This is a genomic window from Pseudomonas sp. KCJK9058, from assembly GCF_046230975.1.
Taxonomy (GTDB): domain Bacteria; phylum Pseudomonadota; class Gammaproteobacteria; order Pseudomonadales; family Pseudomonadaceae; genus Aquipseudomonas; species Aquipseudomonas alloputida.
The window spans coordinates 1-14,296 of record NZ_JBJJLR010000080.1; the positions used below are offsets into that span (position 1 = coordinate 1).

Here is a 14,296-nt window from a genome sequence, read left to right on the forward strand (position 1 = left end):
GGTTGAGCGCCCTCTCACGGCTGGCGCAGTATCTGTAGGAGCGGGTTCACCCGCGAAGAGGGCCTCATAGGCCTACCAGTAACTCCCGGTAATCCTCGACCGCCGCAAACTCTTCAGTATCCCGCGGCCCTGCTTTGCTATCTGGCTGGCGCACCGCCAGCAAGTGCCCCACACCAAACCGCCGTGCACTGCGCAGAATCGCCAGCGTGTCATCAATGAACAGGCTGCGTTCCGGTTCGAAGCCGATATCCGCCCGCAGGGCATCCCAGAACTGCGGGCTTTCCTTCGGGTAGCCATAGTCGTGCGAGCTGATCAGCCGCTCGAAGTACGGTGCAAGCTCCACCCGTTCCAGCTTCAGCGACAGCGAGTCACGGTGGGCATTGGTGATCATCACGACACGCTTGCCGGCCTGGCGAATCGCCGCCAGGAAGGTATCGGCATCCGGGCGCAGGGCAATCAGGTCGGCAATTTCCCGCTTCAGCTCGCGAATGGGCAGGCGTAGCTCGCGGCTCCAGAAGTCCAGGCAGTACCAGTTCAATGTGCCGGCATTGCGTTCGAACAGCGGTTGCAGCTCCATTTCCGCCATGGCCCGGCTAACACCGTGCAGCTCGGCATAGCGCTGGGGCAGGTGGTCCAGCCAGAAGCGGTTGTCGTAATGCAGGTCGAGCAGGGTGCCATCCATGTCCAGCAGGACGGTATCGATGGCAGACCAGGGAAGAACAGGCATGGGAAACTCTCGATCAGTCGGCAAGCCACGGTATAGTAACCCGTTCACGCCAAGGAGCCGCCCCATGCGCCAGAAACCCACCGTACTCAGCCGCGAAATTGTCGCCAGTAGCCGCCTGTTCCGCGTCGAAGCCGTACAGCTGCGCTTCAGCAATGGCGCCGAGCGCACCTATGAGCGCCTGGTGGGCCGGGGTAACGGCTACGGCGCGGTGATGATCGTGGCCATGCTCGATGCCGAGCACGCCGTGCTGGTGGAGGAATACTGCGGTGGCACCGATGAATACGAGCTGTCGTTGCCCAAGGGCCTGATCGAGCCGGGCGAAGACGTGCTGGCGGCAGCCGACCGGGAGCTCAAGGAAGAAGCCGGTTTTGGCGCACGCCAGCTGGAGCACCTGACGGAACTGTCGCTGTCGCCGGGCTACATGAGCCAGAAGATTCAGGTGGTGCTGGCCAGCGACCTGTACGAAGAGCGCCTGGAAGGCGACGAGCCCGAGCCGATGCGGGTCGACAAGGTCAACCTGCGTGAGTTGTCGGCCTTGGCCATGCATCCGCAGTTCACCGAGGGCCGCGCCCTGGCGGCGCTGTACCTGGCCCGTGACCTGCTGATTCAGCGGGGGCTGCTGGAGCTATGAACGACCTGCAACTGATGCACGAAGTGGTCAAGCTGGCGCTGACGGCAGGCGAGGCGATCCTGCCATTCTGGCGCGCCGATGTCGCGGTAACCAACAAGGCCGACGATTCGCCGGTTACCGCCGCCGACCTGGCCGCGCACCGGGTAATTGCCGATGGTCTGCTGGCGCTGGCGCCGCAGATTCCGGTGCTGTCCGAAGAGGACTGCAATATTGCGCTGGCCGAGCGGCAAAGCTGGAGCCGCTGGTGGCTGGTCGATCCGCTGGATGGCACCAAGGAATTCATTGCCGGCAGTGAAGAGTTCACGGTCAACATTGCTCTGATCGAGAACGGCGAGGTGGTGTTTGGCGTGGTGTCGATGCCCACCAATGGGCGCTGCTATTTTGGTGGGCGCGGCATGGGGGCCTGGCGTGCAGATGCCGGTGAGGCAGCCCAGCTGATCCAAGTACGCAACGCACCCGCGCAGGGCGAGCGTTTTACCGTGGTGGCCAGCCGTCGGCATTCCAGCCCGGAGCAGGAAGCGCTGTTGGCCGGCCTTGGGGCTGCGGTGGGCGAACTGGAGCTGGCCAATATCGGCAGTTCGTTGAAGTTCTGCCTGCTGGCTGAGGGCAGCGCAGACTGCTATCCGCGCCTGGCGCCGACTTCGCAGTGGGACACTGCTGCGGCGCAGGGTGTGGTGGAGGGGGCCGGTGGCGAAGTGATCGGGCTGGATGGCTTGCCGTTCCGGTATCCGCCGCGCGAGTCGCTGCTCAACCCGCATTTCCTGGCATTGCCTGCCAATGCTGCATGGCGCCAGGCCTTCCTGAACCTCATCTAACTGCCTGGCACGATCCTGTGGGAGCGGCCTTGCGTCGCGAAAGGGCCGCAAAGCGGCCCCGGCAATTCTGGCGGCGAAGCTGAAATCCTGGGGCCGCTTTGCGGCCCTATCGCGACGCAAGGCCGCTCCCACAAAGGCCGCGTTAGTCGTACTAGCGGTGCAGAACGTACTGGCCGCTGAATTTCACTGCAGGCTCGTCACTTCCGGCATTGCTCACGGTGGTTTCCAACGTCAACCGCGCCCGCCCACGGCGCTGGTACAGGGTCAGGAACCGCTCCCAGGTTTTATCGTCCGGCGCGGCACAACGCGCCACTGCCGTGCCGGTCACTGGCAACGGGTAGCTGATCTGCCCTTCCTGGATGACGATATGCCCGTCATCGATCCCCAGTTCGCGCAGGCGCAGGTGCAGCCAGCCCCAACCCACCAGCACTGCTGCGCAGTACAGGCTGCCGCCGAACATGGTGCTTTTGTGGTTGACGTTGGCCGCCAGCGGCAGTTGCAGGCGCAGGGTGTGCTGCTGCCAATCGATCACTTCCAGGCCCATTTCGCGGGTCAGGGGGATGTCGCTGTGCAGTACGGACTGCAGGTATTGGCTATCGGTGCTCATTAACGGTTGTCCTCTTGATCGTCATGCCCGCCGCTGCCGCCGTCGAAGTTCAAGCCATGCTTGCGCAGCTTGTCGTGCAAGGTTTTGCGGGGGATACCCAGTGCTTCGGCCAGGCTCCGCATGGAGCCGTGTGGCTGGGCCAGTTCGGCGGCGATCAGCGAGCGTTCGAATTGCTCGACCTGCTCGCTGAGGTTGCCGCTGAGCATGGGCGCTGCCGGCGCTGCTGCCGAGGGTGCCTGGCCATCCAGTGCCAGTTCCAGGCCAAGGGCGAAACGCTCGGCAGCGTTCTGTAGCTCGCGGACGTTACCTGGCCAGTCATGACGCAGCAGCAGGGCGCGTTGCGCGGGTTGCAGCGCATGCGGCGACAGGCCATGACGTTGGCTGGCAGCATCGGCGAAATGCTGGAACAACACCAATATGTCGTCGCCGCGTTCACGCAGTGGCGGAATACGCAGCGGCGCCACGTTCAGGCGGTAATACAGGTCCGCGCGGAAACGCCCTTGGTCGGCAGCCTGACGCAGGTCTTCCTTGGTGGCGGCTATGATGCGGATGTCCAGCGGGATCAACTGGTTGCCGCCCAGGCGTTCGACTACCCGCTCCTGCAGCATGCGCAGCAACTTCACCTGTACATCCAGGCTCATGCTCTCGATTTCGTCGAGGAACAGCGTGCCGCCGTTGGCAAATTCGAACTTGCCGATACGGCGTTTCTGCGCGCCGGTGAACGCACCGGGCTCGTGGCCGAACAGTTCGCTTTCGACCACCGACTCGGCCAGCGCGCCGGCGTTGATCGCCACGAACGGCCCTTCGCTGCGGCTGGAAAGGTCGTGTAATGCGCGAGCCACCACCTCTTTGCCAGCGCCCGTCTCACCCAGAATCAACACGTCGGCGCGGGTACCGGCCAAGGCGCCGATCTGCTCGCGCAGGCGCAGCATGGCCGGTGAATGGCCGACCAGGCGGGTTGCCAGTTGCTGGCGGTCGCTCAGTGCCAGACGCAGGCTACGGTTGTCCAGCACCAGTCGGCGCAAGGCCAGGGCGCGGCGTACGCTGTCGAGCAGGGCGTCTGTGGCAAAGGGTTTTTCCAGGAAGTCATAAGCCCCGGCACGCATCGCCTGCACCGCCAGCGGCACATCGCCATGGCCGGTTATCAGCAGCACCGGCAGTTCGCTGTCGCGGCCGTGCAGTTGTTCCAGCAACTGCAGGCCATCGATGCCCGGCATGCGGATGTCGCTGACCACCACGCCGGGCCAGTCGGCCTCGATACGTTCGGCCAGGCCTTGGGCCTCGGCCAGGGCGACTACCTTGAGCCCGGCCAGGTCCAGGGTCTGGCTCAAGGCTTGGCGCAGGTGGGGGTCATCGTCGACCAGGATGACCTGGGCTCGGCTGTCGATCAGTGTCTCGGTGGTCATGCCGAGGGGTCCTCCGAATTGGGCAAAGTAGCGCCAGATGCGGCCACACGCAGCTGGAGGGTCAGCATTGCACCACCTTCCGGGTGGTTGGCCAGCAGCAGTTCACCGCCCAGGGCGCGCATCAGGCTTTCACAGATGGCCAGCCCCAGGCCCAAGCCCTGGGTACGGGTCTTGGTGGTGAAAAACGGCTCCTTGGCGTGCTCCAGGGCCTGGCGGCTGAAGCCGGGCCCGTTGTCACGGATGTACAGGTAGACGCAGTCTTCACGCTGCTCGGCACTTAGCCACAGGCGGCGCGGGTTGGCTTTTTCGGTCAGGGCGTCGAGGGCATTGGCCAGCAGGTTGCCTAGCACCTGGCGCAGGCGCGTTTCGCCGGCCTGTACCCACAAGGTGGCTTCCGGCAGGTCGCGGATCAGCTCTACGGCCATCGCCCGGCGGCGCTTGGCCAGCAGCGCCAGGGCATCGTCCAGGGCCGGCTGCAGGGCAACGCTCTCCGGGGCATGGCGGTCACGACGGGCGAAGGCGCGCAGGTGGGCAATGATCGAGGCCATGCGCCCGGTCAGCTCGCCGATCAGCTTGAGGTTGCCGCGGGCGTCTTCGGTACGTTGGTGGTCGAGCAGGATCTCGGCATTTTCTGCGTAGCTGCGGATGGCGGCCAGGGGCTGGTTCAACTCATGGCTGATACTGGCCGACATGGTGCCGAGCACCGACAGCTTGCCGGCCTGCACCAGTTCGTCCTGCGCACGCACTGCCTCTTGCTGAGCGTTTTCACGCTCCAGCACGGCATTTTTCAGGCGGGTGTTCAGGCCTTCAAGGTCGGCGGTGCGTTCGGCCACGCGCTTTTCCAGTTCCTGGCGGCCACGGGCTTCGAAGTCGATGCGGTCGATGTAATGGCGCCGCCGTTGCATCACCAGGCCTGCCAGCAACATCAGTACCAGCAGCGTGCCGGCACCGATGGCCATTACTGTCTGCACCGAGCGATCAACCAGCGTGCGCGGGGCAAGGATGCTGACTTGCCAGCCAGTTTCCTTGATGTCGCGGGTCTGGGTGATCCAGGCCTGCGGGTTGAGAACCAGCGGCTGTGGGGCCTGGGTCGGATAGGGCTGGATGGCGATGATGGCCTGGCGCTCGGCGTCGGTCAGCGTGCGGGTAGCACGGAAGCGCCAGTCGGGCCGTGAAGTCAGGATGACCACGCCATTGTGATCGGTCAGCAACAGCTGCTCGGGCGTACGGCCCCACAGGGTTTCGGTGTGGTCGAGATCGACTTTGACCACCAGCACGCCGACGATCCGCTCGCGGTCCCGCACGGCCGCGGCAAAGAAGTAGCCGCGCTTGGCCGAGGTGGTGCCCTGGCCGAAGAAGCGGCCCAGGTGGCCAGCCATGGCTTCGTTGAAGTAGGGGCGGAAGGCGAAGTTTCGGCCGACGAAGCTGTCGTGCTTGTCCCAATTCGAGGCGGCCAAGGTGTTGCCGCTGACGTCCATCAGGTACATCACCTCGGCACCGGTCTGCTGCACGATGTCCTTGAGCAGGCGGTTGGCGTTGGTCACCGCTTCCAGGCGGAAAGGGTCGGCCAGCACGCCACGCAGCGCCGGCAAGTCGCCGAGAATTTGCGGCAAGGTCTCGTAGCGGTGCAGGGTGCCGAGCAGGTTGGCCACATACAGGTCGAGGGTCTGGCGGTTCTGCGAGGCCAGTTCCTCTTGGTAATAGCGTTCGGCCAAGTGATGCAGGGGCCACAGTAATGGGGCCAAGATCAGCGCCAGCAGGGCCAGGCTGCGCCAGCGGGGACGGCGTGGGGGCGTGGGCTTTGCAATCATCAGGTAAATGCGCCAGAAAAGTCTGACGCAATTATGCGCTAGTTAAGGCAGCAGTTCCGCCTCTGCCAATGGCAGGCCCACCTTGTCCTTGTCCGACAACAGCGGTGGCTGCTGCAGCCCCCAGTCGATGGCCAGTTGCGGGTCGTCCCAGCGGATGCAGCGGTCGGCGCCCGGGTTGTAGTAGTCGGTGGTCTTGTAGAGGAACTCGGCCGATTCACTCATCACCGCAAAACCGTGGGCGAAGCCAGGCGGAATCCACAGCTGGCGATGGTTGTCGGCTGACAGGTGCACCGCGACCCATTTGCCGAATGTTGGCGAGCTTTTGCGCACGTCCACGGCGATATCGCGGATCTCCCCGTGCACCACGCGCACCAGCTTGCCCTGGGTGTTTGCCACCTGGTAGTGCAGCCCACGCAGCACGCCCTTGATGGAGCGCGAGTGGTTGTCCTGAACGAACTCCACGTTCACGCCGGTTTGCTGTGAGAACTCACGGGCGTTGAATGCCTCGAAGAAAAAACCACGGCTGTCAGCGAACACCTTCGGCTCGATGATCAGTACTTCAGGGATTGCTGTAGGGATGATGTTCATAGCGGCTCGCTGGCCCGTCGTTCAAGTATTGACCCTAGTCGGCCTTGCCGGAAATTTCCGCGCGTAGCTGTAACAGGATGCATAAGGTGTGGCTATGGTAGACAGCAGGCCGCTCCTTTCACCAGACCAGCGCTGACTGGTATCGATTGTTATCGATTTAAATTCGCCGAATGGCGCGGCATTCTTCGATTGTCAGGCTTCAAATATCGATATATATCGGTTATAAATTGGCGAACGCCCCAGCACCCCCGGCTCAGGGCCATCACAGAGGTCACCCATGAAAACCCTCAACTCCACGCCCCGTGCCGATGGTTTCCACATGCCCGCCGAGTGGGCCCCGCAGACTCAGGTGTGGATGGTCTGGCCGGAGCGCCCGGACAACTGGCGCCTGGGCGGCAAGCCGGCGCAGGCTGCCCACGTAACCCTGGCCAAAGCCATTGCCCGTTTCGAACCTGTGACCGTCGCGGCCTCCGCCGGCCAGTACGAAAACGCCCGGCGCCAACTCGACCAGCCGAACATTCGTGTGGTTGAAATCAGCAACGACGATGCCTGGGTGCGTGATACCGGCCCGACCTTTGTCATCAACGGCCATGGCGAAGTGCGCGGTGTCGATTGGGGCTTCAATGCCTGGGGCGGCTTCGACGGCGGCCTGTACGCACCCTGGAACCGCGACGAGGAACTGGCCGCCAAGGTGCTGGAAATGGAGCGCTGCCAGCGCTACCAGACCGAAGGTTTTGTGCTTGAGGGTGGTTCGATCCACGTAGACGGTGAAGGCACCGTGATCACCACTGAGGAATGCCTGCTCAACCGCAACCGCAACCCGCACCTGAGCCGCGAGCAGATCGAAGCGGTGCTGCGCGATCACTTGGCGGTCGACACCGTGGTATGGCTGCCTGATGGCTTGTACAACGACGAAACCGACGGCCACGTCGACAACTTCTGCTGTTACGTGCGCCCGGGCGAAGTGTTACTGGCCTGGACCGATGATTCCAACGACCCCAACTATGCGCGCTGCCACGCGGCCATGGATGTGCTGAAGAACACCCGCGACGCCAAGGGCCGCGAGTTCATCGTGCACAAGATGCCGATCCCGGGCCCGCTGTACGCCACCGCCGAAGAGTGCGCCGGTGTCGACCAGGTCGCCGGCAGCCAGGAGCGTGACCCGTCGGTGCGCCTGGCGGGTTCGTACGTGAACTTCCTGATTGTTAACGGTGGCATCATTGCCCCAAGCTTCGACGACCCGGCAGATGCCGAAGCCAGAGCGATCCTGGCAAGGATCTTCCCCGACCATGAGGTGGTGATGATCCCGGGCCGCGAGCTGCTCTTGGGGGGCGGCAACATCCACTGCCTGACCCAACAGCAGCCGGCGCCGGTCAAGCGCTGAGCGCGTGATGAATAAAGAGGCCCGTCATGTGACGGGCCTCTTTTTTGCGCGGGCGACGCCCGGAGGCCCGAGCTGGCATACGTTTTGTATTGTTTTTCAAGCAGATAGCGAGATGGCACGGCCAGGCCGCGCCTCTGATCTGTAACAATACCTACGTAAATTAGCCGCTCACGGGCCAGGGAGTACGTGTGGACATGAACGCAGCAAGTGAGTCGGCTTTGCGCCCATCGGCAGTTGATCGCCAATCGCTCAGGCTTTTGGCGAAGCGGTTGAAACACCATGGAAGCATCAGGGTCAGGACGACCGACCCACGACGTCTGCTTGCCGGGCGATACCCCCAAGGGTTGATCAGCGAAGCAGAGATGCAGGCGCTGATGGCGGTGTGGCACTGATTGATTGCACCTGTACCTGCCCCTTCGCGGGCGTGCCCGCTCCCACAGATATTTCACAGGTTTCGAGACATGTGGTGATCATTTGGGAGCGGGCGTGCCCGCGAAGAGGCAGGTACAGGCAACAAAAATCAGAAGCTGTAGCTACCCGTCACCACAAGGCTACGCGGATCGCCCACCTGGATCTGCGCCGCACTGGTCGCCGAGCTGTAGTAGGTCTTGTCAGCAATGTTGCTCAATGCCGCCCGCACATCCCAGTCATGAGTCCGGTACCCCGCCAGTGCATCCCAACGGCCATACCCCGGTAATACCGTGGTGTTCTGGTTGTCCGCATAACGCTCGCCCACCAGTGTGAGCCCGGTTTCGGCGTACCAGCCCAGCTCAGGTTTCCAGGTCACGAACAGGCTGCCATTGCGCTTGGCCACATCATTGATGCGGTTGCCTTCCTGGCCGTTATTGTCCTTGACGATGGTCGCATCCTGCAGGCCAATGCCGCCGCGTACATACCAGTTGCCGACGATGTTGCCGGTGGCAGTCAGCTCGATGCCGCGCGAACGCTGCATGCCGCTGAGCAAGATGATGTTCGGGTCGTTCGGGTCGCGGGTGCGGCGGTTGTAAAGTTCCAGCTCGTAGATAGCCAGGGTGGTGGTCAAACGCTGGTCGAGCCAGTCACTTTTCACCCCGATTTCCTTCTGCCGGGTCTGCTCCGGACGGGTGTCGTTGGTATTGCCCGGCGCCCCCGGGGTGATGCCGATCAAGCCTCCGCCCACCGGCGAGAAAGTCTTGCTCCACGAGGCGTAGAACGAATGGTCGCGCCATGGTGTGTAGACCACGCCCAGGCGTGGGCTGGTGCTGTTGCTGTCCTGCGGTTCGCGCAAGCCATCCTTGTTGGTGGTTTCCACTTCGAACTGGTCAAAGCGTACGCCGGCGAGAACCTGCCACTGATCGTTCAGGCGAATCTGGTCCTGCAGATAAACCCCGCGGCTGTCGACCACGGTGTGGTTGTTGCTCGATACCGCCAACGTACCATTGTGCGGCTGGCTGGGTTTGCCCAGGCCTGGCAGGTTCTGGCTGCCGGCGCTGTATAGCAGCGGATCGCGCCGCTGGTTGCCGAATTCCAGGCCCAGCAGCAGCTTGTGTTCAAGGCCCAAGGTGTCGAAGTCGCCCTCGGCCTCCAGGTTGTTGAACAGGTTGCGGGTGTTCAGGTCCTGCTGCCAGCGTTGGCGGGTCAAGGTATTGGTGCCGGCGTTGTAGCCCGTGACATAGGTATTGTCGAACTCGCTGTCGAGTTTGAACAGGCCCAGGGTGTGGCGCAGCTGCCAGGTTTCGTTCAACTGGTAGTTCAGGCGCGAGCGCAGCGACTGGGCGCGGTCGTCAATGTAGTCGCGATGGTCGCCGTAGGTGGCGCTGCGGCTGACGTCTGCCGGGCGGCCGTTGACACTCGGGATGCCCCGGTCTGGTGTGCGGTTGTAGCGGCTGTATTCGTACTGCACCAGCCAGTTCAGGTCGGGGGTGATCTGCCAGCTGATCGACGGGGCGAACAGTTGGCGGCTGCCGTCGAAACCCTCGCGAAAGCTGTTGTTGTCCTGGTTGCCCATGTTCAGGCGCAGGCTGACCGTGTCGCTGGGGTCGGCGCTGAGGTCGGCATACAGGCTGCGCAGGTCTTCGCTGCCGGCCTGCGCTTCGATGGTCGAGCGGCGACCCGGCTCTGGTGCCTTGCTGACCCTGTTGACGATGCCGCCCTGGCTGCCACGGCCATACAGTACCGCTGCAGGCCCCTTCAGCACTTCGACTCGCTCGATGTTGTGAAGGTCGCGGATGTATTGGCTGTCGTCGCGGATACCGTCCAGATAAAAGTCGTTGCTGGCCTCGAAGCCGCGGATGCGTACGCTGTCAAAACGGGTGTCGGCGCCGCTGCTGACGTTGGGAATACCCTCCAGCGCCTTGCCCAGCGTGTTGCTGCCGTAATCCAGCACATTGGCGGTTTTCACCGTATCGATGGCCTGCGGCACATAACGCACGGGTGTCGAGGTGCGGGTTGCGGTGCTCACCTCCTTGACCCGCGGGTTGTCCTTCTCGCGCTCGCTGTCGGCGGTAACCGACGACTCCGGCAGTGTGGTGGTGGCGGCACTGGCCAGGCTGGCGCTGAAAAGCAGCGACAGGCCAAGCGTCAGGGGTGAAAGACGGCAGGGTACAAGCATGGGCACATCCGGAACGGGCAGTTGAAAATAAAGTGCGGATGGTAATGCTTGCTATTTCCTCTTGCTTGGGTATTTGTAAAGGGTTGTCTTTACATATGTGTCAGTTTGTAACTACCTCTACGGCCACGCTTTGCCTGCTTTCAGGAAATTGTCCGCTCGATCAAAAGGCAATTTCCTACACAAGATAAATTGCCCGCTGATAGCGCAAACCTGCATGGAAATGCACCAGACAGGCCGGTGATTTTGGTTATATCAACCTGCATTTCACGACTTTTTGACATTTGTAATCGCACACGGCTAGGATTCGGCCAACGCCTGCTGGCCATGGTATTGGCCAAGCTGCTGCCAAGGGCCGCCGTAAACTTACCGGTCGGCCCGCCCGGCTGGATCCGCATAGCGTCGAACCTACGAAGGGGCGTTGGTTCCTGGCGTCATATTGCAGAGCGTTTTTGATTAAGAAATAAGGAAAACAACATGTTGAAAACCAGGATCAGCCTGGTCGCCCTGGCGATGATCGCCGCGACCCAGGCTCAGGCCAATGACCAGGCTGACAGCAAAGGCTTCATCGAGGACAGTCACGCCAACGTCCTTCTGCGCAACGCCTACATCAACCGTGACAAGAAGCATGGCACCGACGACCAGATCGAATGGGGCCAGGCGTTCATCGCCAACTTCTCCTCCGGTTTCACCCAGGGTACCGTTGGCGTCGGTGTTGACGCATTCGGCCTGTACGCCGTGCGCCTGGATGGCGGCAAAGGCCACAACGGTGGTGGCGGCGTCGACTTCTTCAAACCGCACGAAACCACCAATGCCGAAGGCAACGCCAGCTCGCCGCACAACCTGGCGCGTGGTGGTGCTGCTGTGAAATTCCGCATTTCCAACACCGTGCTGAAGTACGGTGACCAGATGCCAGCACTGCCAGTGCTGCAGTACGACGATGCACGCCTGCTGCCAGAAAGCTTCACCGGCACCCTGATCACCTCCAAAGAGATCCAGGGCCTGGAACTGAACGCCGGCCGCTTCACCCAGGAAGCGCGCAAGAGCGCCGAGCGCCGTGATGGTGGTGGCCTGAAGTCGATCAACGTCTTAGGTGGCAGCTACAAGTTCACCGACAACTTCACCGCTTCGCTGTACACCGCTGACAACGAAGATGTAATGAAGAAGCACTACCTGGGCTTGAACTACGTCTTCCCGATCGCCAGCGACCAGTCCCTGACCCTGGACTTCAACGGCTACAAGTCGGACATCAACAACAAGTACGTAAAAGCCGCAGGCCTGAACGGCGACTCCAACACCATCTGGAGCCTTGCAGCCACCTACGCGTACGGTGCGCACTCGTTCACCCTCGCTCACCAGCGCAGCACCGGCAGCACTGGCTACAACTACGGCTTCTACCAGAACGCCGGCGGCGTGGGTGACGGTGGTTCCACCATCTACCTGGCCAACTCGTACTGGTCTGACTTCAACGCCGAAGACGAGCGCTCCTGGCAGCTGGGCTACGGCCTGGACTTCGGTGCCTATGGCATTCCGGGCCTGACCTACAAGCTGGCCTACGTGGTGGGTGACAACATCAACACCCGTAACGTCGCCAACCCGCAAGGCTTCGGCGAAGGTAAAGAGCGCGAGATCTTCAACCAGATCCGTTACGTGGTGCAGGACGGCCCGGCCAAGGACCTGTCGATCAAGCTGCGTAGCTCGTTCTTGCGTACCAACAATGCCGTGCAGCAGAACGGTTACAACGACGACGGCAACGAAGTCCGCGTATTCGTCGAGTACCCGATCAGCATCTTCTGATCCGTAGTTCTTTGCATGAAAGCTGGGGCCGCGCTGCGGCCCTTCGCGGGCTTGCCCGCTCCCACAGGTAAAGCGCCGCCTTCGATGGCGCTGCAAATTGTGGGAGCGGGCACGCCCGCGAAGGGCTGCAGGGCAGCCCCAGTCATGTTTGTCATGCAGGTTCAGTCTCTTCGTGGCGCAGTCTTGATGCCACAGTTCGTGTTGCAGTGTCCCCCGTCTCTGGCGCAAAACTGTCGCTACGCGCCATCCGCCACATCCGCGCATAAAACTCGCTTTCGATCGAGCCACTGAGTAATTCGCCCGGCTTGAGGAATGGGTGCAAGTCCGAAAACAACCCGATTTCGCTGGGGCTGATGCGCCGTGCCAGGTGCTTGGGCTTGAGTTCCGAAGGGTGCTCCAGGCCTGCGGCAGCCAACATCTCGGCCAGCGCGTGCAGTGTGTTGCGGTGGAAGCTGGCCACCCGCTCGGCCTTGTCTGGCACCACCAGGGCGCGCTGGCGCAGCGGGTCTTGGGTCGCCACGCCGGTCGGGCACTTGTTGGTGTGGCAGCTCTGCGACTGAATACAGCCAATGGCAAACATGAAACCGCGTGCCGAGTTGACCCAGTCAGCGCCGATGGCCAATACGCTGGCAATGTCGAAGGCGCTGACGATCTTGCCCGCCGCGCCAATGCGGATGCTGGAGCGCAGGTTCAGGCCGACTAACGTGTTGTGCACGAACATCAGGCCTTCGCGCATTGGCACGCCCATGTTGTCGCTGAACTCGCGAGGTGCCGCGCCGGTGCCGCCTTCCTTGCCATCGACAACGATGAAGTCAGGGGTGATGCCGGTGGCGAGCATGGCCTTGGCAATGCCCATGAATTCCCAAGGGTGGCCCAGGCAGAACTTGAAGCCCACGGGCTTGCCGCCCGAAAGCTCGCGCAGGCCGGCTACGAACTGCAGCAGCTCGACCGGTGTGCGGAAGGCGCTGTGCGCCGCCGGCGAGATGCAGTCCTCGCCTACACGTACGCTACGGGTCTCGGCAATTTCGGGGCTGACCTTGTGCCCCGGTAAAATGCCGCCGTGGCCAGGCTTGGCGCCCTGGCTGAGCTTGATCTCGATCATCTTCACCTGTGCCGAGCGGGCCTGTTCGGCGAAGCGCTGTGGGTCGAAACGACCGTCCTCAGTGCGGCAGCCGAAGTAGCCGCTGCCGATTTCCCAGATCAGGTCGCCGCCGTGTTCACGGTGGTATGGGCTGATACTGCCTTCGCCGGTGTCATGGGCAAACCGGCCCATGCGCGCGCCGCGGTTGAGCGCAGCGATGGCGTTGGCGCTGAGGGCGCCGAAACTCATCGCCGAGATGTTGAAGATCGAGGCCGAGTAGGGTATTCGGCATTGCGGCCCGCCGATGGCAATGCGGAACGACGCAGGGTCTGGCGTGGCCACCGGTAGCATGGAATGGCTGATGAATTCGAAACCAGGTTTGTAGGCGTCGTTGAGCGTGCCGAACGCTTTCTCGGCGCTTTCGTTCTTGGCGCGGGCGTAGACCAGCGAGCGTTGCGAGCGGGAGAACGGCAGCTTGTCGTCGTCACCTTCGATCAGGTACTGGCGGATTTCCGGGCGGATGGTTTCGATCAGGTAACGGATATTGCCCAGGATCGGGTAGTTGCGTCGCACCGCATGGTGGCTTTGGCGCAGGTCATTCAGGCCGACCAGGCTGAGCAGCGCGGTGATGAGCGTTACCGGCCACAGCCAGGCATGCTGGGCCAGCAGGGGCAGGCTGGCGAAAGTGAAGACAAGGCAGAGTACGAGGCAGGCGTAGCGGCTGGGAAGAGAGTGTTTCATGGGTCCATCGCAGGCAGGATGACCGGGCATAGGATAGGCAAACGCAGGGGACGGAAAACCTGGGTAATCGGTAAAAGACTGTTACCTGATTGCGAATTCCCAGGTCTGCGCAGCCCTATTT

The 14,296-nt window shown here is 62.4% G+C and carries 12 protein-coding genes; 5 read left to right on the plus strand and 7 right to left on the minus strand.

From position 1 onward, the window contains the following. Window positions 1–64: 64 nt before the first annotated feature. Window positions 65–727, minus strand: coding sequence for a GMP/IMP nucleotidase (gene yrfG / locus ACK59Z_RS25055; RefSeq protein ID WP_108191474.1), 663 nt, complete (start codon window positions 725–727; stop codon window positions 65–67). Between the two features lie 64 nt (window positions 728–791). Between yrfG and nudE the strand changes: the two genes are divergently transcribed. Then, window positions 792–1,358, plus strand: coding sequence for an ADP compounds hydrolase NudE (gene nudE / locus ACK59Z_RS25060; RefSeq protein WP_003255794.1), 567 nt, complete (start codon window positions 792–794; stop codon window positions 1,356–1,358). Further along, the gene (gene cysQ / locus ACK59Z_RS25065) at window positions 1,355–2,173 is read left to right on the plus strand and encodes a 3'(2'),5'-bisphosphate nucleotidase CysQ (RefSeq protein WP_003255792.1); all 819 of its coding nucleotides are present in this window, start codon (window positions 1,355–1,357) and stop codon (window positions 2,171–2,173) included. The genes nudE and cysQ overlap by 4 nt, the downstream gene beginning before the upstream one ends. 151 nt (window positions 2,174–2,324) lie before the next feature. Here cysQ and ACK59Z_RS25070 read toward each other — a convergent pair whose 3' ends face one another. From ACK59Z_RS25070 to rfbC, 4 genes are read right to left on the minus strand one after another with little or no spacing between them, the layout of a single operon-like run. Further along, window positions 2,325–2,780: a YiiD C-terminal domain-containing protein gene (locus ACK59Z_RS25070; RefSeq protein WP_108191475.1), complete on the minus strand. Its 456-nt coding sequence runs from the start codon at window positions 2,778–2,780 to the stop codon at window positions 2,325–2,327. Further along, on the minus strand, window positions 2,780–4,186 hold the full coding sequence (locus ACK59Z_RS25075) for a sigma-54 dependent transcriptional regulator (RefSeq protein ID WP_014589347.1): 1,407 nt from the start codon (window positions 4,184–4,186) through the stop codon (window positions 2,780–2,782). Before ACK59Z_RS25075 ends, ACK59Z_RS25070 begins: the two co-directional genes overlap by 1 nt. Continuing rightward, window positions 4,183–5,997, minus strand: coding sequence for an ATP-binding protein (locus tag ACK59Z_RS25080; protein WP_108191476.1), 1,815 nt, complete (start codon window positions 5,995–5,997; stop codon window positions 4,183–4,185). Before ACK59Z_RS25080 ends, ACK59Z_RS25075 begins: the two co-directional genes overlap by 4 nt. Window positions 5,998–6,039: 42 nt before the next feature. Continuing rightward, on the minus strand, window positions 6,040–6,585 hold the full coding sequence (gene rfbC / locus ACK59Z_RS25085; protein WP_003255787.1) for a dTDP-4-dehydrorhamnose 3,5-epimerase: 546 nt from the start codon (window positions 6,583–6,585) through the stop codon (window positions 6,040–6,042). A gap of 277 nt (window positions 6,586–6,862) precedes the next feature. Here rfbC and aguA point away from each other — a divergent pair, with 277 nt between their 5' ends. Then, window positions 6,863–7,969: an agmatine deiminase gene (gene aguA / locus ACK59Z_RS25090; RefSeq protein WP_011953220.1), complete on the plus strand. Its 1,107-nt coding sequence runs from the start codon at window positions 6,863–6,865 to the stop codon at window positions 7,967–7,969. Between the two features lie 194 nt (window positions 7,970–8,163). Continuing rightward, complete coding sequence (locus ACK59Z_RS25095) at window positions 8,164–8,361, plus strand: hypothetical protein (RefSeq protein ID WP_011953221.1); 198 nt, start codon at window positions 8,164–8,166, stop codon at window positions 8,359–8,361. A gap of 128 nt (window positions 8,362–8,489) precedes the next feature. Here ACK59Z_RS25095 and ACK59Z_RS25100 read toward each other — a convergent pair whose 3' ends face one another. After that, on the minus strand, window positions 8,490–10,559 hold the full coding sequence (locus tag ACK59Z_RS25100; RefSeq protein WP_409293914.1) for a TonB-dependent receptor: 2,070 nt from the start codon (window positions 10,557–10,559) through the stop codon (window positions 8,490–8,492). A gap of 474 nt (window positions 10,560–11,033) precedes the next feature. On the opposite strand from ACK59Z_RS25100, the gene ACK59Z_RS25105 reads away from it, so the two are divergent. Next, window positions 11,034–12,353, plus strand: coding sequence for an OprD family porin (locus tag ACK59Z_RS25105; protein ID WP_003255784.1), 1,320 nt, complete (start codon window positions 11,034–11,036; stop codon window positions 12,351–12,353). Between the two features lie 151 nt (window positions 12,354–12,504). On the opposite strand, the gene ACK59Z_RS25110 is transcribed toward ACK59Z_RS25105, so the two are convergent. Next, window positions 12,505–14,175, minus strand: a complete 1,671-nt coding sequence (locus tag ACK59Z_RS25110) for an FMN-binding glutamate synthase family protein (RefSeq protein WP_409293916.1) — start codon at window positions 14,173–14,175, stop codon at window positions 12,505–12,507. Between the last annotated feature and the right edge of the window lie 121 nt (window positions 14,176–14,296).